Genomic DNA, 26,796 nt, shown 5'->3' with positions numbered 1-26,796 from the left:
CTCAGTAATAGATTGAACATAATATGCGTGAATTTATTTCGATATTAAGATACAGAACAAAGGAGCGATTGGTTTGTCATTAAGAGACGATGCTTTAGAAATGCATAAAAGAAATCAAGGTAAATTTGATGTTACACCCAAAGTAAAAGTTACAAATAAAGAAGAATTAAGTTTAGCTTATTCTCCTGGTGTTGCAGAACCATGTAAAGAGATTTATGAGGATCCCCGTAAAGTCTATGATTATACATCTAAAGGCAATACTGTAGCTGTAGTAACAGATGGCACTGCAGTATTAGGATTAGGTAATATTGGTCCTGAAGCAAGTATTCCTGTAATGGAAGGTAAAGCAGTTCTATTTAAAAGCTTTGCTGGGGTAAGCGGTGTACCAATAGCTTTGAATACAACAGATACAGAAGAAATTATCAAAACAGTTAAATTATTAGAACCTAATTACGGCGGTATCAACTTAGAAGATATTTCTGCGCCGCGCTGTTTTGAAATTGAAAACCGATTAAAAAAAGAAACTAAAATTCCAGTCTTTCATGATGATCAGCATGGGACAGCAATCGTGACAATGGCTGGATTGATTAATGCTTTAAGAATTACAGATAAATCGCTATCAGATATCAAAGTGGTATTGAATGGTGCAGGCGCTGCAGGTATTGCGATTGTGAAATTATTATATTCATACGGTGTGCGCAATATGATTATGTGTGATTCTAAAGGTGCTATTTATAAAGGACGCCCGCATGGCATGAATGAAACCAAAGAATTTGTGGCAGAATGGACGAACAAGGATAAACAAGAAGGTAAGTTAGCTGATGTTATCCAAGGTGCTGATGTCTTTATCGGTGTTTCTGTTGCTAATGCATTATCTCAAGATATGGTAAAATCAATGAATAAAGACAGTATTATTTTTGCGATGGCAAATCCTAATCCAGAAATAAATCCAGATGACGCAAAAGCGGCTGGAGCAAGAGTGATTGGAACAGGCCGTTCAGATTATCCGAACCAAATCAATAACGTGTTAGCATTCCCAGGCATCTTCAGAGGGGCTTTAGATGTACGTGCAACACATATTAATGAGAAAATGAAACAAGCTGCTGTACAAGCTATCGCTAATTTAATTGGGCCGGATGAGTTGTCACCGGAATACTGTATTCCAGCACCATTTGATAAACGTGTAGCACCATCGGTTGCACGCAATGTAGCGAAAGCAGCTATGGAATCTGGAGTTGCTAGGGTTGAAGTTGACCCAGATGAAATATACAATAAAACGATGAGATTAACTGATATTAAATAGATTATTTTTACAATGTACTGTTATGTCTTTAAATTAACATAATAGTGATGTGGAGGTTGACCAATGTTTAAAGATTTTTTCAATCGAGGCAGTAAAAAGAAAAAATATGTAACTGTCCAAGATTCAAAACAGAATGACGTTCCATCAGGTATCATGACTAAATGTCCAAAATGTAAAAAAATCATGTATACAAAAGAACTATCTGAAAACCTCAATGTGTGTTTTAATTGCGATCATCACTTATCTTTGACTGCATATAAACGAATTGAAGCAATTTCAGATGAAGGAACATTTAAAGAGTTTGATAAAGGAATGACATCTGCCAATCCTTTAGACTTTCCTGGTTACGAAGAAAAAATTCAAAAAGATCAAAGCAAAACAGATTTGAATGAAGCGGTAGTAACTGGAACAGCCGAATTAGATGGTACAAAATACGGCGTTGCAGTTATGGATTCACGTTTCAGAATGGGGAGTATGGGTTCTGTTGTCGGTGAGAAAATCTGCCGTATTATAGATTATTGTACAGAACAACGTCTGCCGTTTATCCTTTTCTCTGCAAGTGGCGGTGCCAGAATGCAAGAAGGTATTATTTCATTAATGCAAATGGGTAAAACAAGCGTATCATTGAAACGTCATTCTGATGCTGGTTTATTATATATTTCTTATATTACACATCCTACAACAGGTGGTGTTTCTGCCAGCTTTGCATCAGTTGGTGATATCAACTTGTCAGAACCGCGTGCTTTAATCGGTTTTGCGGGTCGTCGTGTTATTGAACAAACAATTAATGAAAAATTACCGGATGATTTCCAAACAGCGGAATTCTTATTAGAACACGGCCAATTAGATAAAGTAGTTCATCGTAAAGATATGCGTGCTACTTTAAGTCAATTATTGAAAATGCATACAGGACAAGAGGTGAAAAAAGATGCTTGATTTTGAAAAGCCGTTATTTGATATTAAAAATAAAATAGATGCTTTGAAAGAATCACAAGAGAAAAATGATGTAGATTTGCAAGAGGAAATCGATATGTTAGAGGCTTCTCTAGAGCGTGAAACTGAAAAAATATACAAGCATCTTAAACCTTGGGACCGTGTTCAATTAGCTAGAATGCAAGAACGACCTACAACTTTAGATTATATTCCATACATCTTTGATGATTTCATGGAATTACATGGGGATAGGAATTTCAGAGATGATCCAGCAATGATAGGCGGCATTGGATATTTAAATGGTCAGCCAGTCACTGTAGTTGGTCAACAACGTGGTAAAGATACAAAAGATAATATTTACCGTAATTTTGGAATGGCTCATCCAGAAGGGTACCGTAAAGCGTTACGTTTAATGAAACAAGCTGAGAAGTTCAACAGACCTATCTTTACATTTATAGATACTAAAGGCGCATACCCTGGTAAATCTGCTGAAGAACGTGGTCAAAGTGAGTCTATTGCTAAAAACTTAATAGAAATGTCTAGCTTGAAAGTGCCTGTCATCACTTTAGTTATTGGTGAAGGCGGAAGCGGCGGTGCTTTAGGTATTGGTATTGCAAATAGAGTATTAATGCTTGAAAACAGTACGTATTCAGTGATTTCACCAGAAGGTGCAGCAGCGTTGTTATGGAAAGATAGCAACCTTTCAAAAATTGCTGCTGAAACAATGAAAATCACAGCACCTGATTTAAAAGAATTAAGTGTGATTGATGAAGTTATTACAGAACCACTTGGCGGCGCACATAAAGATATTGAACAACAAGCGCGCAGTATTAAACAGGCGTTTGTTTCTCATTTAGATGCGTTGAAAAAATTAGATGGACCAGCGTTAGCTGACGATCGTTTTGATAAATTCCGTCAAATGGGTGAATATAAAGAACAATAAGGGAAAAGGATTCTATACTTCTTTTTTAGGGAAGAGTGTAGAATCCTTTTCATTTTGTATTTGAGAATTAATCCGGTTATGATGGTTAAAAATAGCAGAAATTGAAAAAATTAGACTGTAAAAATATGTCTATCGTATCCATATTAAATAAAAAGTGTGGCTATATTTCGAAAATAGAAATATAAAACGTTTACATTATGGATTGCATGGTATTTTTATGGATAACCACGCTATTTTATGGTATTTTTAATGTAAATCATACAAGTTAGGAAGGTCAGTTGTCATGAAAAAAATTGCAGTTTTGACTAGTGGTGGAGACGCTCCGGGAATGAACGCTGCTGTTCGAGCAGTTGTGCGTACTGCCATTTATAATGGGATTGAAGTTTACGGTGTGTACCAAGGCTACCTCGGATTGATAAATGATGATCTTAAAAAGCTTGAACTAGGATCAGTGGGAGATACAATTCAAAGAGGAGGTACATTCCTTTACTCTGCACGTTGCCCAGAATTTAAGGACAAAGAAGTACGTGCCAAAGCAATTGAAAACTTAAGAAGTCATGGTATTGATGGATTAGTTGTAATCGGCGGTGACGGAAGTTATCGAGGTGCTCAACGTATCAGTGAAGAATGCCCTGAAATTCAAACTATCGGTATTCCGGGAACAATCGATAATGATATTCCAGGTACAGACTTCACAATTGGTTTTGACACAGCACTCAATACAATTATTGATTCTGTCGATAAAATCAGAGACACTGCTTCAAGTCACGCGAGAACATTTATTATTGAAGTTATGGGCCGCGATTGTGGTGACCTTGCATTGTGGGCTGGTTTAGCTGTCGGTGCAGAAACAATCCTCGTTCCAGAAGTAAAAACAGATATCAAAGATATCGCAGAAAAAATAGAAGCCGGTATTAAAAGAGGTAAAAAACATTCTATCGTTATGGTAGCTGAAGGTGTTATGTCAGGACAAGATTGTGCAGAAGAATTAGCAAAATACATCCATGTAGATGGACGTGTATCTGTGCTCGGTCATATCCAACGTGGTGGTAGCCCAACTGGACAAGACAGAGTGTTGGCATCAAGACTTGGCGGTCATGCCGTAGAATTATTAATTGAAGGTAAAACAGCATTGGGAGTTGGCATTAAACAAAATGAATTAACTCAAACACCATTTGATGATATCTTCAGTAATAAAGGTAGTAAGTTTAATTTTGATATGTATGAGTTAGCACAAGAATTATCAATTTAATGATAGATTTAGTGAAATTTTTAGGAGGCTTTTATAATGAGAAAAACTAAAATCGTTTGTACGATTGGACCTGCATCAGAATCTGAAGAAATGTTAGAAAAATTAATGAACGCTGGCATGAACGTTGCCCGTTTGAACTTCTCACACGGTGATCACGCTGAACACAAAGTTCGTATTGACCGCATCAGAGAAGTTGCACAACGTTTAGACAAAACTATCGCAATCATGCTTGATACAAAAGGACCTGAAATCAGAACACACAACATGAAAGACGGTGTGATTTTCTTAGAAAAAGGTAAAGAAGTTATCGTAAGCATGGAAGAAGTTTTAGGTACATCTGAGAAATTTTCTGTAACATATGCAGATTTAATCAACGACATTGAAATTGGTTCTTATATTCTATTAGACGATGGTTTAGTAGAATTAGAAGTTAAAGAAATCAATAAAGATAAAGGCGAAGTTTTATGTGAAGTCCTCAACTCAGGTGAAATTAAAAATAAAAAAGGTGTTAACTTACCAAACGTTAAAGTTAACTTACCTGGTATTACTGATAAAGATGCTGATGATATCCGCTTCGGTATCGATCAAAACATCGACTTAATCGCAGCAAGCTTTGTACGTCGTCCAAGTGACGTATTAGATATCCGTAAAATTTTAGAAGAAGAACGTAATACTAACATTCAAATTCTTCCTAAAATCGAAAACCAAGAAGGTATCGACAACATTAAAGAAATCCTTGAAGTTTCTGATGGTTTAATGGTAGCTCGTGGTGACATGGGTGTTGAAATTCCACCTGAAAATGTACCTGTAATCCAAAAAGACCTTATCAGACAATGTAACAAATTAGGTAAACCAGTTATCACAGCAACTCAAATGTTAGACTCTATGCAACGTAACCCACGTGCAACAAGAGCCGAAGCAAGTGACGTAGCTAACGCTATCTATGATGGTACAGATGCAGTTATGTTATCTGGTGAAACTGCTGCAGGTTTATATCCTGAAGAAGCTGTTAAAGCAATGAGAAACATTGCAGTTGCAGCTGAAGCCGCTCAAAACTACAAAAAATTATTAAATGACCGTACTAAATTAGAAGAAACTAACTTAGTAAATGCAATTGGTGTTTCTGTAGCACATACTGCCCTTAACTTAAAAGTTAAAGCAATCGTTGCTGCAACTGAAAGTGGTTCAACTGCAAGAACTATCTCTAAATTCCGTCCACATTCAGACATTATCGCTGTAACACCAAACCCAGAAACAGCTCGTCAATTAGCATTAGTATGGGGCGTATTCCCAGTTGTTAAAAAAGGACGCAAAACTACTGACGCATTACTTAACAATGCAGTAGCAACAGCAATCGAAACTGGTCGCGTTCAAAATGGTGATTTATTAATCATCACTGCTGGTGTTCCAACTGGTGAAAAAGGTACAACTAACATGATGAAATTACACTTAGTTGGTGACGAACTTGTTAAAGGTCAAGGTGTTGGACGTAATTCAGTAGTAGGTAACGCAGTAGTTGTAAATGAAGCTTCTGAATTAGAAGGCAGAGATCTTTCAAACTCAGTAATCGTTACTCATTCTACAGATGAAACATTCGTACCTTATGTAGAACAAGCTGCTGGTTTAGTTGCTGAAGAAGCTGGTATCACATCACCAAGTGCGATCATCGGTTTAGAACAAGGTATCCCAACAATCGTTGGTGCTAAAAACGCAACTAAATTAATCGCTGATGATGTTACAATCACAGTTGATGCAAACACTGGCCGTGTATATGACGGTTATGCAAACGTACTTTAATCATCTCTAAAGTATCAATATTAAACTTTAAATAGACAAGCTGTCTGTTCCTCAGGAGCAGACAGTTTTTTATTTTGATTTGGGAAGTGAATGTATCACCTTATAATTCATGTAGCATTTAAAAGCAGTCTATGCATTGTTTTAAGCATGATATAACATCAGATATGTATTTATAATAAAGAAAGTGTTGTTAATCTATGGGGCTCATATAGGGGATAGAAGAGGATAGGATAGGTTTTAGACAAAGCAAAATGCGCTTACTCTAAAAGTGAGTAAACGCATTTTGTTAGGGTGCGTATTTTTAATTTTTATGATTGATGTTTCTTAAGTTGTTGTGTGTATCTCCAGTACATTAATCCTAAAAGGATAAACCAGATTGGAGATAAAAATACTGCAGTTCTTGTTACCGGGTTGACGAATAGCAATGCGAATACAAAGATGAAGAAAAATAAAATCATGTATCCTGAGAAACGTCCACCTGGCAATTTATAAATTGAATTTTTGTGTGCTTTTGGATTGCGTTTATGATAGTTAATATAAGCAACGATAATCAATGCCCAAACTACTAAGAATAAAACTGTTGATACTGTTGTTACATATGTGAATACTAATGTTGCATCTGGGAAAATATAGTTCAATAATGCTGCGATAAGTAATAATGCACATGAAACAAAGATCGCAATGTGCGGCACACCATTTTTATTTGTTTTGTTGAAAACAGGTGGTGCTTGTTCTTGTCTTGATAAACCAAATAACATACGGCTGTTTGAGAAAATACCACTGTTACAAGATGATGCAGCAGCTGTCAGTACAACAAAGTTGATGATACCTGCTGCGAAAGGTATTCCGACTAACGCGAACAATCTTACGAATGGACTGTCAGAAGGATCTACTTTATACCAAGGAATGATTGACATAATTACTGCAAGTGATCCTACATAGAATAGTAAGATACGTACAGGTACACTGTTAATTGCTTTAGGAATAATCTTTTCAGGGTCTTTTGTTTCACCAGCTGTTACACCAATCAACTCAATCCCTACGAATGAGAAGAGTGCCATTTGGAAAGACATGAAGAAACCTGATACACCTTTAGGGAAAATACCATGGTCATAAAGGTGTGTGATACTCGCATGACCGAATTTAGTTTCATAAGCAACGAATATCATACCTAATCCAACAACGATTAACACGATGATTGTCGTAACTTTGATAATTGCGAACCAGAATTCTAATTCTCCAAAAAGTTTTGCGCTTAATAAGTTGAATGCCATTAAAACAAGTACACAGACTAAAGCGCTGACCCAGTTAGGAATTTCAGGCCACCAGAAACTGACATACTTCGCTACGGCTGTAACTTCTGCCATCCCTGTGATAATCCAACATAACCAATATGTCCAACCTGTCACAAACCCAGCAAAGGGTCCGATATATTCATTTGTCACATCTGCGAATGATTTAAATTTTGTGTTTGTAATTAAGATTTCCCCTAAACCCCTCATAAACATAAACAACATTAAACCAATAATGATGTACGTTAATAAAATCGAAGGTCCCGTCATCGCAATCGTTTGTCCTGCCCCTAAGAACAATCCAGTACCGATCGCACCGCCAATTGCGATTAACTGTATGTGCCGATTGCTTAATTCTCTTTGTAAATTGTTTGACATAAATTAATTCAACTCCCTTTTTGCACCTTAATAATATTATGCACATATCCATAGAATATGACAAATGGTTTTTAAAAATATTGAGAATTTTCATGCAATTATCAATGAATTTAAGTTATGATGAATGATAATAAATTAAAAATAATCGGTTAATTTGCATGGGTTTTCGTTACTTAAAACTATAAAAATGTAATATAATACCAATGAAGGCAATGAGATATGGTCTGAACAGGGTGTTTTAACTGTTTGAGCAATGTAATCGCTTTATACAAAGTTTCGAAATTGTTCACAAAACCGTTAATATTGGATATAATACTAAATGAAAGCCATTTCAATTTGTTATAGAAAAGGGGAAATTAATATGGCAGAATTGCATAAAGGTTTAGAAGGGGTAATTGCAGCTGAAACAAAGGTAAGCTCAATTATCGATAGCCAATTGACATATGCTGGTTATGACATCGATGATTTAGCAGAAAACGCATTATTTGAAGAAGTTGTATTCTTACTATGGAATTACAGACTTCCGACGAAAGACGAATTGAACAAGTTGCAAGAAAAATTATATGAGTATGCAAAACTAGACCAAAAAGTTTATGAGCATTTCGAAGATTATGCAACAGACGACGTTCATCCAATGACAGCATTAAGAACTTCAGTTTCTTATATTGCACACTTTGATGAAAATGCAGAGTCAGAAACGGATGAAGAAAAATTAGAACGTGCAATTAGAATCCAAGCAAAAATGGCATCACTTGTGACGTCATTTGAACGTGTAAGACAAGGAAAAGAGCCAGTTTATCCTAAACAAGGCTTATGCTATGCAGCTAACTTCTTATATATGTTACGTGGTGAAGAGCCAACAGACATTGAAGTTGAAGCATTTAACAAAGCATTGGTATTGCATGCTGACCATGAATTGAATGCATCAGCATTTACAGCACGTTGTGCAGTATCATCTTTATCAGATATGTATTCAGGTATTGTTGCAGCTGTAGGTTCATTAAAAGGGCCTTTACACGGCGGAGCAAACGAACGTGTTATGAACATGTTATCTGAAATTCATTCAGTGGATGAAGTTGAACCATATATTGATAATAAATTGAAAAACAAAGAGAAAATCATGGGCTTTGGACACCGTGTTTATAAAGACGGAGATCCACGTGCGAAATATTTAAAAACAATGAGTAAAAAAATTACGGATGAGACAGGTCAAAAACATTTATATGATATCTCAGTAGCGATTGAAGACTTAATGAAAGAACGTACAGGCATTATTGCTAACGTTGACTTCTATAGTGCGACTGTTTATCACAGCATGGATATTCCACATGATTTATTTACTCCAATTTTCGCAGTCAGTCGTTCTGCAGGTTGGTTAGCACATATTTTCGAACAATATAGAGATAATCGTATTATGAGACCACGTGCTCAATATATCGGTGAAACAAATCGTAAGTATTTACCAATTGAAGAGCGCTAATTTTTAACAGCGACATTCTTGAATCATTAATCACAAAATTTATATTAACGGAGGAATTTAGAATGGCACCAGAAAAAATTGTTAAACAAGAAGACGGTTTATTAGTACCGAATAATCCTATTATTCCATTTATCATCGGTGATGGTATTGGACCAGATATCTGGAGAGCAGCAAGCCGTGTATTAGATGCAGCGGTTGAAAAAGCTTATAATGGCGAGAAAAAAATCGAATGGAAAGAAATCTTAGCTGGTCAAAAAGCATATGATGAAACTGGCGAATGGTTACCACAAGAAACTTTAGATACGATTGAAGAATATTTAATCGCAATCAAAGGACCTTTAACTACACCAATCGGTGGCGGTATTCGTTCATTAAACGTAGCATTACGTCAAACATTAGACTTATATGCTTGCTTACGTCCAGTACGTTGGTTCAAAGGTGTTCCATCTCCTGTTAAGCGTCCAGAAGACACTGACATGGTTATCTTCCGTGAAAATACTGAAGACATCTATGCAGGTATCGAATTTAAAGAAGGTACGCCAGAAGCTAAGAAATTAATCGATTTCTTACAAGATGAAATGGGTGCTAAAAACATTCGTTTCCCTGAAACTTCTGGTATCGGTGTAAAACCTGTATCTAAAGAAGGTACTGAACGTTTAGTACGCTCAGCTATCCAATATGCGATTGATAACAATCGTAAATCAGTCACATTAGTGCACAAAGGTAATATCATGAAATTTACTGAAGGTGCATTCAAACAATGGGGTTATGATTTAGCTGAAAGTGAATTCGGTGATAAAGTATTCACTTGGCAACAACATGATCGCTTAGTAGATGAAAAAGGTAAAGAAGAAGCGGACAAAATCCAAGATCAAGCAGTTGCAGATGGTAAAATCATTATCAAAGACTCAATTGCTGATATCTTCTTACAACAAATCTTAACGCGTCCTGCTGAGTATGATGTAGTAGCAACTATGAACTTAAATGGTGACTACATTTCTGACGCATTAGCAGCACAAGTCGGCGGTATCGGAATTGCACCTGGTGCAAACATCAACTATGATACTGGCCACGCTATCTTTGAAGCAACTCACGGTACTGCACCTAAATATGCAGACCAAGATAAAGTAAACCCATCATCAGAATTATTAAGTGCAGTATTAATGTTAGAACACTTAGGTTGGCAAGAAGCTGCTGACTTAATTACAGATTCAATTGAAAAAACAATTGCATCTAAAGTTGTAACGTATGACTTCGCACGTATGATGGATGGCGCTAAAGAAGTAAAAACTTCTGAGTTCGCTGACGAGTTAATCAAAAATCTATAAGACTTAATTGATTTCAAGCTATACTGCTCTGATAAGGGCGGTATAGCTTTATTTTTTTGAATGATTGAACTTGTTAAGTGAATGTTAAGTTTATGTAAAGATGTTTCGTAGTATGTTATCTTTTTGAAAATATAAGTTATAATTAAGATGAAAAATACACAGGGGGTAAGACTATGACACAAAAAATTTTAGTAGTCGATGATGAACAATCCATTGTAACTTTGCTGAAATACAATTTAGAAACAGCAGGTTATTTAGTAGAAGTTGCTTATGACGGTGAAGAAGCACTTCAAAAACTGAATGCCGTACAACCAGATTTAGTCGTATTAGACGTAATGTTGCCGAAGTTGGATGGCATTGAAGTTTGTAAAACGATTCGTTCAGACCGAAATCTTGTTCCTATCTTAATGTTGACTGCCAAAGATGACGAGTTTGATCGCGTATTAGGCTTGGAACTCGGTGCAGATGACTATATGACTAAGCCATTCTCACCAAGAGAAGTTGTAGCACGCGTAAAAGCTATTTTACGCAGATCTAAACAAGTTCACAGTCAAAAAGAAGAAGAAACAGATAGTGAAGATGTAATCATCGGTTCAATCAAAATCAGACCTGAATACTTTGAAGTATATAAAAATAATGAACTGTTAGAATTGACCCCTAAAGAATTTGAGTTACTTCTTTATTTAATCGAGCGCCAAGGTAGTGTTATTACAAGAGAGCACATGTTGAACTCTGTATGGAATTATGAATTTACTGGTGATTCAAGAATTGTTGATGTGCATATCAGTCATTTAAGAGATAAATTAGAGGAAAACCCTAAGCAGCCGAAGCTTATTAAAACTGTTCGTGGATTAGGCTATAAACTAGAAAGACCTAAATCTGCAAATTGAAGTTTTACACAAGATTACTGCTGACGTTAGCCATCTTGATTATCTCTTGTCTTGTTGCTTTAGGTTTACTAATCAATCATGCGATTTATACAACGATTTCATCGAGAGATGCTGAAAACTTGAAGCATGATGCTGAGCGTATCAACAAGACATACAAAGCACATCATGAAGAGGCTTTAAAAGAATACGCACACTTAAATAATTTTACAATATCCATACATAGCAATGATGGAGGTAAAACATTATTTAAATCAGATAAAAAAGTTCCCGCAAATCCAAACATCAATGTAGTTGGAAATCCATCTAATCTGCTTTATGATACGCATCATGACAATCGTAGATTTACTTATAAATATATTAGTAATGATCATTTTATTATAATTACAGGTTACGATAATGAAATTACACAACTACAATTTGAAGCTTGGAAATATATTGCGATCATTGGTTTATTCATTATTGCCTTAGTCTTCTTAATTGTTAGAAACATTAACCGCACATATATCAGACCGATTAATGATGTAACTTATGCGACGAAACTCTTAGCACAAGGGCACTATCATATCAGAGTACCTGAAAGCAATGTGAAAGAAACGCGAGACTTATTCGTAACAACGAATGAATTAGCACGTCGTTTACAAAAAATGTATAACGAACAAAAAATTCAATCAAATCGTTTGAAAACAACACTTGAAAATATACCAAGTTCAGTTTTAATGATTGATAAATACGGTAAAATTGTTATCGCGAATACAGCATATTATGAAATGTTTAATCCTGAAACAAATGTCGTGAATCAAAATTACAATCGTGTGATCAAAGGTAAATTGAATACATTGATTATCGATGCCTTTAAAACCGAGAAAACGATGAATGAACAAGTCAAAGTATATTTGAATAATGTTCACGAACGTTATTTTGATACCGTCTGTGTGCCGATTTTATCTCGTAAAAAGAAAAGAATGCAAGGGATGGTTGTCGTTCTTCACGATATTACCAGCTTGAAGAAATTAGAGAATTTGCGTCGTGAATTTGTCGCAAATGTCTCACATGAGCTGAAAACACCTATCACTTCAATTAAAGGATTTGCGGAAACTTTAATTGATGGGGCGAAGAATGATGAAACGACGTTGGATGAATTCTTAAATATTATTTTGAAGGAGTCTAATCGTATTGAGTCATTGGTCGAAGATTTATTAGACTTATCACATATTGAACAACAAAAAGAAATTGAAACAGAACCAGTGGATTTATCTGATGTAACGAGAAACACCGTAAAAACTTTATATACAAATGGTAAAAAGAAAAATATTACGTTGGAAACGGATATTGAAGATTACGTGATTATCGATGCCGAAACATCGAAAATTGCTCAGGTTGTGGTGAACATCGTCAGCAATGCGATTAACTATTCACCTCAAGATAGTCGTATTCATGTGCGTGTCTATAAAGATGGAGAAAAACGTGTCTTAGAGGTCGAAGATTTTGGGATTGGAATCGCTCCAGAAGATCAAAAACATATCTTTGAACGTTTTTATCGTGTAGATAAAGCTAGAAGCCGTGATTCAGGCGGTACAGGACTTGGTTTGTCTATTACGAAACATATTGTCGAAGCTTATCACGGACGTATTCAAATAGACAGTCAAGTTGGCGTAGGTACAACGTTTAAAGTGATATTTTTCGATAATAAAAATAAATCAATTAAGTTATCTTAATATATGCGCCGGATGGAATTCCGGCGCTATTTTTATGAGTGGCTATGTCACATATGATAAAATAGAAACAAATCAATTCTGGAGGTTATAGTGTGGAAAAATTAGTGTTAATTGATGGGAATAGTTTAAGTTTCCGAGCATTTTATGCATTGCCTCTTTTAACGAATCGTGCAGGAATTCATACAAATGCCACTTATGGATTTGCGATGTTATTAGAAAAAATTATCAAAGAAGAAAAACCGACCCATTTCTTAGTCGCATTTGATGCTGGAAAAACGACATTCAGACATCAAACATTTAAAGAATATAAAGGCGGCAGACAAAAGACGCCACCAGAATTAAGTGAACAATTTCCGTTAATCAGACAATTATTAGATGCGTATCATATTAAGCATTATGAACTAGAAAATTATGAAGCGGATGATATTATTGGAACGTTAAGTCAAGCTGCAGATAAAGCAGGTTTTGAGACAATAATTGTAACGGGTGACCGAGACTTAACACAACTCGCTTCTGATAACGTGACTATATACTATACGAAAAAAGGTGTGACAGATGTTGACCATTACACACCTACATTCATCGCGGAAAAATATAATGGTTTAACACCGTCACAGATTATTGATATGAAAGGTTTAATGGGAGATAGCTCAGATAATATCCCAGGTATCGCGGGTGTCGGTGAAAAAACTGCTATTAAACTTTTAAATCAATTTGATTCAGTTGAAAACCTTTATAATCATTTAGATGAAGTTTCTGGTAAAAAGTTAAAAGAAAAACTTGAAAACGGTCATGATGATGCGTTGATGAGTAAAGAGTTAGCAACGATTAATAGAGAAAGTCCAATTGAAGTTACACTTGAAGAAACGAAGTTGCCTGATGAAGTGGATCAAACACAAAAAATTGAACTGTTTAAAGAACTTGATTTTAAACAAATGTTGAACCAAATCGATGTTGATGCCGATACTGAAACTGAATCTGATCGAACATATGATATTGAAACAGATTTCAACGCAATTGACTTTGATCAATTAAAACAAGCAGCGCTTCACTTTGAAGTAGATGAAGGTGACTATCTCACTGCAGATATTTTGAAATTCGGCTTTAAAGCAGATGAACACTTTGTGGTGATTAATGCGGATGAGATTCAAAATTATCCTGAGTTAATAAAATGGTTAGAAGACGAACAAACAGAAAAGTATGTCTATGATGCGAAAAAAACATATGCAGAAGCACATCGCATGAGTATCGATATTAAAAATATTACGTTTGATATCATGTTAGCAAGCTACATTTTAAATCCATCTCGCTCAATTGATGATGTTCATTCAGTAGTTGTCGATTATGGCCAAGGTTATGTACCTGAAGCAGTACACGTTTTTGGTAAAGGCAAAAAACGACAAGTGCCAGAAGATGATGTGTTGAATCCTTATATTGCTTCGATTTTGGATGCGATTGATGCGAGCACACCTGTAATGATTGATGCATTGAAAGAGTACAATCAATTAGATTTATTCAATGACTTAGAATTGCCGCTTGCGCGCATTTTAGGACAAATGGAAGAAATGGGCATTTACACGGATATTGAAGAGCTAAAAGAAATGGAAAGAGAAATTCAAGGTAAGCTTGATACTTTAATTGCTCGTATTCATGAAGCAGCAGGTGAGGAATTCAATATTAATTCACCGAAACAATTGGGTGTCGTATTATTCGAAAACTTGAAGTTACCAGTTATCAAGAAAACGAAAACGGGTTACTCAACTGCAGTAGATGTTTTAGAACAACTACAAGGTGAACATCCGATTATCGAAGATATCTTAGAATATCGCCAGTTATCTAAATTACAATCTACTTATGTAGAAGGCTTACAAAAAGTGATACAAGATGATAATCGCATTCATACACACTTTAACCAAACACTTGCACAAACAGGACGTCTGTCATCTGTCGATCCTAACTTGCAAAATATTCCTGTACGCTTAGAAGAAGGTCGCCGCATTAGAAAGGCCTTTAAACCTGCAGAAGCGGATAACGTTATTCTTTCAGCGGACTATTCTCAAATTGAATTACGCGTACTTGCTCATATTACGCAAGATGAAAGCATGATGAATGCCTTCAGAGAAGGAAGAGACATTCATACAGCTACAGCCATGAAAGTCTTTGGTGTAGAAGCAGACGAAGTAGATGGTTTAATGCGTCGACAAGCTAAAGCTGTAAACTTCGGAATAGTATATGGCATTAGTGATTATGGTTTAAGCCAAAGTTTAGGTATTACGAGAAAAGCAGCGAAGAAATTTATTGATGATTATTTAGATAGTTTCCCAGGCGTTAAACAATATATGAGTGATATCGTTAAAGATGCGAAAGCAAAAGGTTATGTAGAAACATTATTACACCGTCGCAGATATATCCCTGATATTACAAGCAGAAACTTTAATCAACGCAGTTTTGCAGAAAGAACAGCTATGAATACACCAATTCAAGGCAGTGCTGCAGATATTATCAAACTAGCAATGGTTAATTATGATAAAGCTGTGAAAGAAACAGATTTCAATGCACACTTATTACTGCAAGTACACGATGAGTTGATTTTTGAACTGCCAAAAGATGAGGTAGAAGCTTTCAGTGAATTTATTGAAGATATTATGGATAATGCCATTGAATTAAAAGTACCATTACAAGTGGATACTAACTATGGTCCAACATGGTACGATGCAAAATAGAAAGAAGGTCGCAAATTGCCTGAATTACCAGAAGTAGAGCACGTTAAAAGAGGGATTGAACCCTTTGTGATTAATCAAATTATTGAAAGTGTTGAGTTCTCGGATAAAGTCATCGATGGAAAAGCGAGCGGTAGAGACACAATTATTAAACAAATTGATTTGCCGATGTTTAAAAATCGTACAGAAGGCTATAAAATTACACGTGTGGAACGCAGAAGTAAATATATTCTTTTATATTTAGAGAAAGATGAAGATAAAAGAGTATTAGTCAGTCATTTAGGAATGACTGGTGGCTATTTCGTAGTCAATGACTTAACGGAGATTATTGTACCGAATTATCAAAAACATTGGCACGTCAATTTCAAACTTAGTAACGGCAAACAGTTAATCTTTTCTGATATTAGACGCTTTGGTGAAATTAAAAATGTTGATGATATTACAGCATACACGTCATTTGAAAAGATGGCTCCAGAGCCTTTTGATGACAATGCATACACACACTATCAAAAACAATTAGCATTGCCGAAGTATCAGAATAAGCCGATTAAACAAGTGATCTTAGATCATCATGTTATTGCAGGTTGCGGTAATATTTATGCTTGTGAAGCTTTATTTAATGCACGTATTCATCCAAAACGCAAAGTTAATACTTTAACGAAAAAAGAGCAAAAGCGTGTGTTTGATGAAGTAGTGGCTGTTCTAACATTAGGTATTGAACAAGGCGGAACCAGCATTTCTGATTATCGCCATGCAGATGGTCAAACCGGACATATGCAGGAGTATTTAAATGTATATAAAAAGAAAATCTGTCCTGTATGTGGTGGACCGATTGAGACAGAAGTGATAGGTGGCAGAAACAGTCACTTTTGTCCAAACTGTCAAAAATAAATAAATTGAACGAGGGAGATTAGATTATGCAAAAAGTAATTGGTTTAACAGGCGGAATCGGAACAGGAAAATCTACTGTATCTGAATTGCTTGCAGTCCATGGTTTTAAAATTGTGGATGCGGATATTGCGGCAAGAGAAGCGGTAGAAAAAGGTTCTGAAGGTTTAGAACAAGTCCGCCAAGTATTTGGCGATGAAGCGATAGATGAAAATGGTGAAATGAATCGCAAATACGTCGGTGAAATCGTATTTAATGATGACAAAATGCGAGAGAAATTAAACCAAATCATACATCCTATCGTGAGAGATTTAATGGAAAGACAAAAAGAAGCTTATTTAAAAGATGGCTTCAATGTAATTATGGATATTCCATTATTATTTGAAAATAACCTTCAAGATACTGTTGATGAAACATGGTTAGTCTATGCTTCTGAAAGTATTCAAGTGGAACGTTTAATGGAACGTAATGACTTAACACAAGAAGAAGCGAAAGCGCGTGTATATAGTCAGATCTCTATCGACAAAAAACGTCGTATGGCAGATCGTGTTATTGATAATCGCGGTACGTTGCTAGAGCTTAAACAAAACCTTGAAGCATTGTTGATGGAAGAAGGTTATATTCAAAGTTCTGAAGAGGTTTAATGTGAATATGATTTTAATCTGAACATGAATACAAAAAATTGCTTATCATTAGTGATAAGTAATTTTTTTAATTATTTTGCTAAAACGCTTTCATTTTAACGTGAATATGTTATACTGATTCCATAAAGTATAACACATATAAAACGAGGGGTGCTTTTTATGACAACGAATATTGCAATTAATGGAATGGGACGCATTGGGCGCATGGTTTTGCGTATTGCTTCTAAAAATGATGATTTAAATGTAGTGGCAATTAATGCGAGTTATCCTCCAGAAACGATTGCACATTTAGTAAAATACGATACAACACATGGTAAATATGACGGTAATGTAGAACCGACAGAAAATGGTATTCGTATTGATGGTCATGATATTAAATTAGTTTCAGATCGTAATCCAGAAAATTTACCTTGGAAAGATTTAGATATTGATATTGTCATAGAAGCGACTGGGAAATTTAATCACGGAGACAAAGCGGATGCACATATTAAAGCAGGCGCTAAAAAAGTCTTATTAACAGGTCCTTCAAAAGGCGGTCACGTACAAATGGTTGTTAAAGGCGTTAACGATGACAGCTTAGATGTTGAAGAATTCGATATCTTTAGTAATGCTTCATGTACGACAAACTGTATCGGTCCAGTAGCAAAAGTATTAAACGACAACTTTGGAATCGAAAATGGTTTAATGACTACAGTACATGCGATTACAAACGACCAAAAAAATATTGATAACCCACACAAAGATTTACGCCGTGCGCGTTCTTGTAACGAAAGTATTATCCCAACTTCAACAGGTGCTGCAAAAGCATTGAAAGAAGTTTTACCTGAATTAGAAGGTAAACTACATGGTATGGCACTTCGTGTTCCTACTAAAAACGTTTCATTAGTAGACTTAGTAGTAGACTTAAAAGAAGATGTAACAGCTGAGCAAGTCAACAAAGCATTTGAAGATGCTGACTTAGAAGGCGTATTAGCTGTTTCAGATGAGCCGCTAGTATCAGTTGACTTTAACACAAACCCTAACTCAGCAATCGTTGATTCAATGTCAACGCTTGTAATGGATGACAAGAAAGTTAAAGTGATTGCATGGTACGACAATGAATGGGGTTATTCTAACCGCGTTGTTGATATTGCAGTTCAAATTGGTGAATTGTTAAAAACAAAAGAAAAAGCAACAGCTTAATTGAAACTGCTGTCATAAATTTTTAACCAGTTAATCAGAAGTAGGGCTCTGATTAACTGGTTTTTTTATGTGCTGGCTTCCTTTCTTTTGTGACTTGCACTTTTATAGTATAATAGGCGTAATCAATTAAAGAGGTGAAAATGAATGAAATGCCCTAAATGTAATTCTACGCATTCTCGTGTGATAGATTCTAGACATGCTGATGAAGCCAATGCCATTCGCAGACGTCGTGAATGTGAAAATTGCGGCACTCGTTTTACTACATTTGAGCATATTGAAATGAGTCCGCTTATCGTAGTGAAAAAAGATGGCACACGTGAGCAGTTTTCACGTGACAAAATATTGAATGGGCTCGTTCGTTCGTGTGAAAAGAGACCAGTCGGTTATCAACAGCTTGAAGATATTACAAATAAAGTAGAATGGCGTTTAAGAGATGAAGGCCATGCAGAGGTTTCTTCAAGAGAAATTGGCGAACATGTGATGAATTTATTAATGCATGTGGATCAAGTATCCTATGTAAGATTCGCCTCTGTATATAAAGAATTTAAAGATGTCGATCAATTGCTTGAATCTATGCAAGGCATCTTACAAGAAAAGAATAAACGGAGTGAATCTTGATGAAGTTGAGTCAAAATGACTTTGGATTACGTCCGCAAGATCCATTCAAAGTGCTGCAAGCACAAAAACTTTCTGCATCTCAACTCGAAGTATTGAACCGTTTGTTTACACCACTTATCGGTACAACAGCCATCGGTGTGTATCATTATCTTTCTCAGTTTGCAGAGGTTAAACAACAAAAAGACTATACACATTATGTGATTATGAGTGAGTTGAAATTAAACCTAGGTCAATTCAGAGAAGAAATGAATCGTTTGGAAGCGATTGGACTGATTAAAACCTATGCAAAACATGATGAAAATCAATCACAATTTGTGTATTTGTTAGTCGATCCGCCATCACCAAAAACATTTTTCAATGATCCTATGTTATCTGTTTATCTCTATAAAGAAGTTGAGGGTAAACGTTTCCATGAATTACGTCGTTATTTTGAAACGACACAAGTTGATTTATCAAATTATCATGAAGTGACAAGAAATTTTACAGATGTTTTTAAAGTACCAAATCATGCGTTAGATAAGGTAGATACGACACATCAAATAACAGAAACACAAAAATACGATGGTATGAACTTAGACCGTGTTCACTTTGACTTCGAATTGTTGTATCAATTACTAAGCAATCATTTTGTCAGTGCAGAAATAATAGAAGAAAAAACGAAACATCTCATTACACAACTCGCTGTGCTATACGGTATAACGCCGGAAGGGATGAAGAATCTGATTTTAAAATCGCTGACAAGTGCTCAAAAAATTTCGTTTGAAGAGTTGCGTAAACAAGCGCGTGCGTTTTATGCGATTGAACACGAAAATCAATTGCCGTCTTTAGAGGCGCAAGCAGAACCTGTTCGACCAGAACCTGTTCGACCAGAACCTGCAGAAGAGGCACAAATAGAAATCAATTCTATTCCTCAAACAGATGAAGAGTTTAAACAATGGTTTAAATTAATGGATAATTTAAGTCCGATTGATATGTTGACAGGGTGGTCGGGTTCAGAACCGACACCTCAACAAAAATATATGATAGAAGACATAATCGTGCGAGAACAATTACCGTTTGGTGTAATTAATATGTTATTACAATACGCCATGTTAAATAGTGGGATGAAATTGACTAAAAAGTATATATTAGAGATTGCATCAAACTGGAAAAAATTGGAAATCAGTTCTGCAGAAGAAGCCTATCATCATGTGATGAAGTTGAAAAAGGATGAACAAGAACGTCAAACTAAAAGTTATCAACAACAAAGCGGTCCAAAACGCTATAATAATAGAAGAAATCCTGTATCAAAAGAGATTACACCTGATTGGCTGTTGAATCGAGAACATGAAAAACGTCGTAAGAAAGGTGAAAAACGTTCATCCGCTTCAACCGACCAATCTCTCGCGCAAGATAGTGCAGCCTTTTTACAACACTTAAAAGAAACATGGAAGGAGGATGAATAATATGAAACGTTTCAGTAATATCATGCAGACATCTCCAGATTTTCAAAAAAGATTTGAGAAAATCAAAAGAGATGTAATTAATGATCCTGACGTTAAACGCTTCCTAGAAGAACATCAATCTGAAGTAACGAATCGGATGATTGAAGAAGACTTGAATATTTTGCAAGAATATAAAGACCAGCAAAAACATTATGATGGCCATGAATTCAAAGATTGTCCTAACTTTGTTAAAGGTCATGTACCTGAACTCTATATTGAACATAACAGAATTAAAATCAAATACCTTCCATGTCCATGCAAAATCAAACACGATCAAGAACAACGAGAAGCACATTTAATCACTTCACATCATATGCAGAGAGATACGTTAGATGCTAAATTAGCAGATATTTATATGGATAATCGTGAACGTTTAAATGTAGCTATGAAAGCTGATGAATTATGTAAAGCAATCGTAAGAGGAGAAAGTGTTAAAGGTTTATATTTATATGGTTCTTTTGGTACAGGCAAATCCTTTATTTTAGGTGCGATTGCCAATCAATTGAAGTCCAAACTGATTCCTTCAACGATTGTATACCTACCTGAATTCATCCGTACGTTAAAAAATGGATTTAAAGATGGTTCATTTGAACGTAAATTACAAGTGGTCAGAGAAGCGAATATCCTCATGCTAGATGATATCGGTGCAGAAGAAGTCACACCTTGGGTGCGTGACGAAGTCATCGGACCATTACTGCATTATAGAATGGTACAAGAGTTGCCGACATTCTTTAGCTCAAACTTTGATTTCAAAGCTTTAGAACACCATTTAGCGATGACGCGAGATGGCTCTGAACAGACAAAAGCTGCTAGAATTATGGAACGTATTAAATCTTTAGCAGAACCCTATGAATTAGTCGGCGAGAATTATCGTGATGATTGATATTTTTTGAAAATGAGTTATAATAGAATTAAATCTAAATCAACGTAAACATTAAAGGATATGACATGTTTTTCACTGTTATACAGAAAATTGCTGATGATGAGAAAGCAGTTAACATACTAATATGTTACTCCCTTTTAGATAAATGATATTCGTAATGGATATCCGGCTCAAGACCGTTATCTTATGCAGAGATGAGAAACAGTATCATGGGAATGTTCTGTTTCTTAAACTAGGGTGGTATCACGAGAACCTCGTCCCTTTATAGGGCGGGGTTCTTTTTGTTTTACGTGAAGATTATAAATGGAGGCGTTTATGAATGGACAAAATTAGTATTACATTTCCAGATGGCAACAGTTCTGAATTTGATAAAGGCATTACTACTGAAGAAATCGCACAATCAATCAGTCCTGGGTTAAGAAAAAAAGCAGTAGCAGGTAAATTTAATGGACAAATGGTTGATTTGACTCGTCCACTTGAAGAAGATGGATCAATTGAAATCGTAACTCCTGGCAGTGAAGAAGCACTTGAAGTGTTACGTCACTCTACAGCGCATTTAATGGCACAAGCATTAAAACGTTTGTATGGCGACGTGAAATTCGGTGTAGGTCCTGTCATTGAAGGCGGTTTCTACTATGATTTCGATACTAATGCTAAAATTTCTTCAGATGATTTCCCTGAAATCGAAAAAACAATGAAACAAATTGTAAATGAAAATCATAAAATTGAACGTAAAGTAGTCAGCCGTAATGAAGCGAAAGACTTCTTTAAAGACGATCCGTATAAACAAGAATTAATCGATGCAATTCCTGAAGATGAAAATGTGACACTATATACACAAGGTGAATTCACTGACTTATGCCGTGGTGTACACGTACCATCTACTTCAAAAATGAAAGAGTTCAAACTATTATCTACAGCAGGTGCATATTGGCGCGGTGACAGCAACAATAAAATGTTACAACGTATTTATGGTACAGCGTTCTTTGATAAAAAAGAATTAAAAGCACATTTAAAAATGCTTGAAGAACGTAAAGAACGTGACCACCGTAAAATCGGTAAAGAATTAGACTTATTTATGAACAGTCAATTAGTAGGCGCTGGTTTACCATTATGGTTACCAAACGGTGCAACAATTCGTCGTGAAATTGAACGTTACATCGTAGATAAAGAAGTTAGTTTAGGCTATGACCATGTTTATACACCTGTTTTAGCTAATGTTGACTTATATAAAACTTCAGGACACTGGGATCATTACCAAGATGACATGTTCCCGCCAATGAAATTGGACGAAACTGAAGAAATGGTTTTACGTCCGATGAACTGCCCACACCATATGATGATTTATAAAAATAAACCACATTCATACAGAGAATTACCAATTCGTATTGCTGAATTAGGTACAATGCATCGTTATGAAGCAAGTGGTGCGGTATCAGGCTTACAACGTGTACGTGGTATGACTTTAAATGACGCACACATCTTCGTACGCCCAGATCAAATTAAAGAAGAGTTCAAACGTGTAGTTGAATTAGTTCAAGAAGTATACAAAGACTTTGGTTTCGAAAACTACAGCTTCCGTTTAAGCTATCGTGATCTAGAAGATACAGAGAAATATTTCGATGATGATGAAATGTGGAACAAAGCTGAGGCAATGTTGAAAGAAGCAGTAGATGAAATGAACTTACCGTATGAAGAAGCGGTAGGGGAAGCGGCATTCTACGGTCCTAAATTAGACGTTCAAGTTAAAACAGCTATGGGTAAAGAAGAAACTTTATCAACAGTTCAACTTGACTTCTTATTACCAGAACGTTTCGACTTAGCTTATATCGGTAAAGATGGTGAAGAACACCGTCCAGTAGTTATCCACCGTGGTGTGGTATCAACTATGGAACGTTTCGTAGCATTCTTAACTGAAGAAACTAAAGGGGCTTTCCCAACTTGGTTAGCACCAATGCAAGTTGAAATCATCCCAGTTAATGTGGACTTACATTATGATTATGCACGTCAAATCCAAGATGAATTAAAATCACAAGGTGTGCGTGTAGAAATTGATGATCGTAATGAAAAAATGGGATATAAAATCCGTGAAGCACAAATGCATAAAATCCCATATCAACTTGTAATTGGAGACAAAGAAATTGAAAACAATGAAGTGAACGTGCGTAAATACGGTTCTAAAGATCAAGAAACTGTAGAAAAAGATGAATTCATCTGGAATTTAGTCGATGAAATTCGTCTAAAAAAACAACGTTCGAATTAAGACCTTGAAATCAGTCTTGAATTAAGGTATATTACAATGTAGTTAATTAAATATTAAAAAAGTGTTAGAGGTTGCATCTTTGATGAGTTGCTTATCAGAAGCTTTATTGGAGCGTAGGTTGAATAAGTTAAAGGCAAAGATGCCGAAATTTACAATAGCCATAACTATTGTATTTTGGGTCAGTTTCCGAATAGGAACTGGACTGTCACATAATGTGATGTGCTACCGTATATGATAAATTTCAAGTGATGGTCGCATATCTGTAGCGGCCATCATTTTTTGTATTCATGCAAGCCTCTATACTAAAGAAAGGAATCGATTATGAACAATCAATCTAATCAGGATGCAGGCATCCAAAGAGGTCTGAAAGACCGTCATATTTCCATGATCGCCATCGGGGGATGTATCGGAACAGGATTATTCGTTACATCTGGCGGTGCAATTCATGATGCTGGACCACTCGGCGCATTAATCGCCTACGCAGTTATCGGTATTATGGTGTTCTTCTTGATGACATCATTAGGAGAAATGGCAACGTACTTACCAGTATCTGGTTCATTCAGTACGTACGCAACACGATTTGTAGACCCATCATTAGGCTTTGCTTTAGGATGGAACTATTGGTTTAACTGGGTTATCACTGTAGCAGCTGACGTAACTATTGCAGCGCAAGTGATTCAGTACTGGGATCCAATGAAAGGCATTCCTGCATGGGCATGGAGTGTACTCTTCCTTATCATCATCTTCGCTTTAAACTCATTATCAGTTAGAGTGTATGGTGAAAGTGAATATTGGTTTGCATTAATTAAAGTAATAACAGTTATTGTCTTTATTGGTATCGGCTTACTTACTATTGTCGGTATCATGGGCGGTAAATTCATCGGATTTGAAACATTTACTTCTGGTGACGGCCCGATTTTAGGTGGTAATTTAGGCGGAAGCTTATTATCAATCTTAGGTGTATTCTTAATTGCTGGTTTCTCATTCCAAGGAACAGAGTTAATCGGTATTACAGCAGGGGAATCAGAAAATCCTGAACGTGCTGTACCAAAAGCAATTAAACAAGTATTCTGGAGAATTTTATTATTCTATATCTTAGCTATCTTTGTAATTGGTATGATTATTCCTTATACTCATTCAGCATTGATGGGCGGAGAAGATAACATCGCGACATCACCATTTACATTAGTATTTAAAAATGCTGGTTTAGCGTTTGCGGCATCATTTATGAACGCAGTTATCTTAACTTCAGTATTATCAGCAGGTAACTCTGGTATGTACGCATCAACACGTATGTTGTACTCTATGAGTAAAGATAAACTTGCAGCATCAGCATTTGGTAAAACTACAAAGCATGGTGTGCCATTCTTAGCATTAATCGCAACTGGCGCCGTAACAGTATTAATCTTCTTAATACAACGCTTAAGCGGTGATGCATATGAATACATCGTTGCAGCAAGTGGTATGACAGGCTTTATCGCATGGGTTGGTATTGCAATCAGTCACTACCGATTCAGACGTGCTTTTAAAGTCCAAAATTATGATAAACATGAATTGAAATACAAAGCTAAATGGTTCCCATTCGGTCCGATTTTCGCAGGTATCTTATGTGTGATTGTTATTATCGGCCAAGATGTTGATTTCATTAAAACAGGTGATTTTGATCCAAATCGCTTCATTATCACTTACATGGGTATTCCAGTTTTCTTAGCATTCTTCTTGTATCATAAAATCAGATATAAAACTAAAAAAATTCCATTGAAACAAGTTGACTTAAGTCAAGACGTGGATATGAGCCAATTTAAATAAAGTTAAAAATTTTAATTGACTTTGTCTTGTAATGTTGATATGATTGTATACGTTGAATACGAAACGAACCAAGTAGAAGCTTCCCGCTTCTCACCTGTAGCGACGCTTAAGGCTGTTGGCAGGTCCAAAACAACGTTACAATGATGACGTTGACTTTATGGAAAAGAGCGGGCACTTCTGTGTCCGCTCTTTTTTACTTGGGATATTTCGTAAATATAACGGAGGTGTTAACCATAGCAAAAGATCAAACGCAAGTTAACGATAGAATTCGCGCAAGAGAAATTCGTGTCATTGGTCAAGACGGTGAACAAATCGGTGTTAAACAAAAACGTGAAGCATTAGAAATGGCTGATCGTGTTGGTTTAGATTTAGTCGTAGTAGCGCCTAACGCTAAACCACCTGTTGCTCGTATTATGGATTACGGTAAATACAAATTCGAGCAACAGAAAAAAGAAAAAGAAATGAAGAAAAAACAAAAAGTTATCAATGTTAAAGAAATTCGTTTAAGTCCAACAATTGAGGAACATGATTTCCAAACTAAGTTGAAACAAGGACGCAAATTCTTAACTAAAGGCGATAAATGTAAAGTTTCAATTCGTTTCAGAGGACGTGCCATCACTCATAAGGAAATTGGTCAACGTGTATTAGAGAAATTTGCAGGCGAATGCAAAGATATCGCTACAGTTGAACAAAAGCCTAAAATGGAAGGCCGTCAAATGTTTATTATGCTAGCACCACTAGCAGAAAAATAATTTTTAAAGATATTACAGGAGGAATTTCATTATGCCTAAAATGAAAACACACCGCGGAGCAGCTAAACGTGTTAAAAGAACTGCTTCAGGTAAATTAAAACGTTCAAGAGCTTATACTTCTCACTTATTCGCAAACAAAAGCACTAAACAAAAACGTCAATTACGTAAATCAGCTTTAGTTTCTAAAAGTGATATGAAACGTGTAGCACAATTATTAGCTTACAAAAAATAAGTTATTAACG

General features: G+C 35.8%; 21 protein-coding genes, 1 riboswitch and 1 other annotated feature. Of the genes, 20 read left to right on the top strand and 1 reads right to left on the bottom strand.

Annotation, left to right across the window (positions count from 1 at the left end; all coding sequences use genetic code 11):
- Window positions 1-73 precede the first annotated feature (73 nt).
- The 5 genes from HMPREF2603_RS11105 (at window position 74) to pyk (ending at window position 6,228) form a co-directional block, all read left to right on the top strand.
- Window positions 74-1,303: an NADP-dependent malic enzyme gene (locus HMPREF2603_RS11105; RefSeq protein WP_002481176.1), complete on the top strand. Its 1,230-nt coding sequence runs from the start codon at window positions 74-76 to the stop codon at window positions 1,301-1,303.
- 63 nt (window positions 1,304-1,366) lie between these two features.
- The gene (gene accD, locus HMPREF2603_RS11100; RefSeq protein ID WP_002481175.1) at window positions 1,367-2,239 is read left to right on the top strand and encodes an acetyl-CoA carboxylase, carboxyltransferase subunit beta; all 873 of its coding nucleotides are present in this window, start codon (window positions 1,367-1,369) and stop codon (window positions 2,237-2,239) included.
- Window positions 2,232-3,179: an acetyl-CoA carboxylase carboxyltransferase subunit alpha gene (locus HMPREF2603_RS11095; RefSeq protein WP_060804801.1), complete on the top strand. Its 948-nt coding sequence runs from the start codon at window positions 2,232-2,234 to the stop codon at window positions 3,177-3,179. The genes accD and HMPREF2603_RS11095 overlap by 8 nt, the downstream gene beginning before the upstream one ends.
- Before the next feature lie 283 nt (window positions 3,180-3,462).
- The gene (pfkA, locus tag HMPREF2603_RS11090; RefSeq protein ID WP_002481173.1) at window positions 3,463-4,431 is read left to right on the top strand and encodes a 6-phosphofructokinase; all 969 of its coding nucleotides are present in this window, start codon (window positions 3,463-3,465) and stop codon (window positions 4,429-4,431) included.
- A gap of 36 nt (window positions 4,432-4,467) precedes the next feature.
- Window positions 4,468-6,228: a pyruvate kinase gene (gene pyk / locus HMPREF2603_RS11085; RefSeq protein ID WP_060804800.1), complete on the top strand. Its 1,761-nt coding sequence runs from the start codon at window positions 4,468-4,470 to the stop codon at window positions 6,226-6,228.
- A 308-nt stretch (window positions 6,229-6,536) separates the two neighbouring features.
- Here the strand turns inward: pyk and HMPREF2603_RS11080 are convergent, their stop codons facing one another.
- The gene (locus HMPREF2603_RS11080; RefSeq protein ID WP_002481171.1) at window positions 6,537-7,898 is read right to left on the bottom strand and encodes an amino acid permease; all 1,362 of its coding nucleotides are present in this window, start codon (window positions 7,896-7,898) and stop codon (window positions 6,537-6,539) included.
- 361 nt (window positions 7,899-8,259) lie between these two features.
- Between HMPREF2603_RS11080 and HMPREF2603_RS11075 the strand changes: the two genes are divergently transcribed.
- From HMPREF2603_RS11075 to rpmI, 15 genes are all read left to right on the top strand, one after another.
- A complete protein-coding gene (locus HMPREF2603_RS11075) occupies window positions 8,260-9,378 on the top strand; it encodes a citrate synthase (RefSeq protein WP_023016092.1) in 1,119 nt (372 codons plus the stop codon).
- Between the two features lie 62 nt (window positions 9,379-9,440).
- Window positions 9,441-10,706, top strand: coding sequence for an NADP-dependent isocitrate dehydrogenase (gene icd / locus HMPREF2603_RS11070; protein ID WP_002481169.1), 1,266 nt, complete (start codon window positions 9,441-9,443; stop codon window positions 10,704-10,706).
- 173 nt (window positions 10,707-10,879) lie between these two features.
- Window positions 10,880-11,596, top strand: a complete 717-nt coding sequence (locus tag HMPREF2603_RS11065) for a response regulator transcription factor (protein WP_070502111.1) — start codon at window positions 10,880-10,882, stop codon at window positions 11,594-11,596.
- Window positions 11,593-13,311 carry a two-component system histidine kinase PnpS gene (pnpS, locus tag HMPREF2603_RS11060; protein WP_002481167.1) on the top strand — a complete coding sequence of 573 codons (1,719 nt, stop codon included), beginning with the start codon at window positions 11,593-11,595 and terminating at the stop codon, window positions 13,309-13,311. The genes HMPREF2603_RS11065 and pnpS overlap by 4 nt, the downstream gene beginning before the upstream one ends.
- 92 nt (window positions 13,312-13,403) lie before the next feature.
- The gene (gene polA, locus HMPREF2603_RS11055) at window positions 13,404-16,034 is read left to right on the top strand and encodes a DNA polymerase I (protein WP_060804798.1); all 2,631 of its coding nucleotides are present in this window, start codon (window positions 13,404-13,406) and stop codon (window positions 16,032-16,034) included.
- 15 nt (window positions 16,035-16,049) lie between these two features.
- Window positions 16,050-16,922, top strand: a complete 873-nt coding sequence (mutM, locus tag HMPREF2603_RS11050) for a bifunctional DNA-formamidopyrimidine glycosylase/DNA-(apurinic or apyrimidinic site) lyase (protein ID WP_060804797.1) — start codon at window positions 16,050-16,052, stop codon at window positions 16,920-16,922.
- A gap of 26 nt (window positions 16,923-16,948) precedes the next feature.
- Window positions 16,949-17,563 carry a dephospho-CoA kinase gene (gene coaE / locus HMPREF2603_RS11045; protein ID WP_057509820.1) on the top strand — a complete coding sequence of 205 codons (615 nt, stop codon included), beginning with the start codon at window positions 16,949-16,951 and terminating at the stop codon, window positions 17,561-17,563.
- Window positions 17,564-17,722: 159 nt separating this feature from the next.
- Entirely contained in the window at window positions 17,723-18,745 is a 1,023-nt protein-coding gene (locus tag HMPREF2603_RS11040; protein ID WP_023016088.1) for a glyceraldehyde-3-phosphate dehydrogenase, read from the top strand.
- A 144-nt stretch (window positions 18,746-18,889) separates the two neighbouring features.
- On the top strand, window positions 18,890-19,363 hold the full coding sequence (gene nrdR, locus HMPREF2603_RS11035; protein ID WP_002481162.1) for a transcriptional regulator NrdR: 474 nt from the start codon (window positions 18,890-18,892) through the stop codon (window positions 19,361-19,363).
- Window positions 19,363-20,808 (top strand): replication initiation and membrane attachment family protein, encoded by a 1,446-nt coding sequence (locus tag HMPREF2603_RS11030; protein WP_070462573.1) that lies wholly within the window; start codon window positions 19,363-19,365, stop codon window positions 20,806-20,808. The genes nrdR and HMPREF2603_RS11030 overlap by 1 nt, the downstream gene beginning before the upstream one ends.
- Before the next feature lies 1 nt (window position 20,809).
- Complete coding sequence (gene dnaI, locus HMPREF2603_RS11025) at window positions 20,810-21,730, top strand: primosomal protein DnaI (RefSeq protein WP_002481160.1); 921 nt, start codon at window positions 20,810-20,812, stop codon at window positions 21,728-21,730.
- Between the two features lie 319 nt (window positions 21,731-22,049).
- Complete coding sequence (gene thrS / locus HMPREF2603_RS11020; protein ID WP_060804795.1) at window positions 22,050-23,993, top strand: threonine--tRNA ligase; 1,944 nt, start codon at window positions 22,050-22,052, stop codon at window positions 23,991-23,993.
- Between the two features lie 57 nt (window positions 23,994-24,050).
- Window positions 24,051-24,226: riboswitch (Lysine riboswitch) on the top strand.
- Window positions 24,227-24,314: 88 nt separating this feature from the next.
- The gene (locus tag HMPREF2603_RS11015; protein WP_060804794.1) at window positions 24,315-25,802 is read left to right on the top strand and encodes an amino acid permease; all 1,488 of its coding nucleotides are present in this window, start codon (window positions 24,315-24,317) and stop codon (window positions 25,800-25,802) included.
- A gap of 64 nt (window positions 25,803-25,866) precedes the next feature.
- Window positions 25,867-26,003, top strand: a sequence feature (ribosomal protein L20 leader region).
- Window positions 26,004-26,026: 23 nt separating this feature from the next.
- Entirely contained in the window at window positions 26,027-26,554 is a 528-nt protein-coding gene (infC, locus tag HMPREF2603_RS11010) for a translation initiation factor IF-3 (protein WP_031262802.1), read from the top strand.
- A gap of 31 nt (window positions 26,555-26,585) precedes the next feature.
- Complete coding sequence (rpmI, locus tag HMPREF2603_RS11005; RefSeq protein ID WP_002481156.1) at window positions 26,586-26,786, top strand: 50S ribosomal protein L35; 201 nt, start codon at window positions 26,586-26,588, stop codon at window positions 26,784-26,786.
- The last annotated feature ends 10 nt before the right edge of the window (window positions 26,787-26,796 follow it).

Source organism: Staphylococcus sp. HMSC055C03 (genome assembly GCF_001809385.1).
Lineage (GTDB): Bacteria > Bacillota > Bacilli > Staphylococcales > Staphylococcaceae > Staphylococcus > Staphylococcus simulans.
Note: the sequence above shows the minus strand (reverse complement) of the source record. Positions and strands in the feature narration are given on the sequence as shown.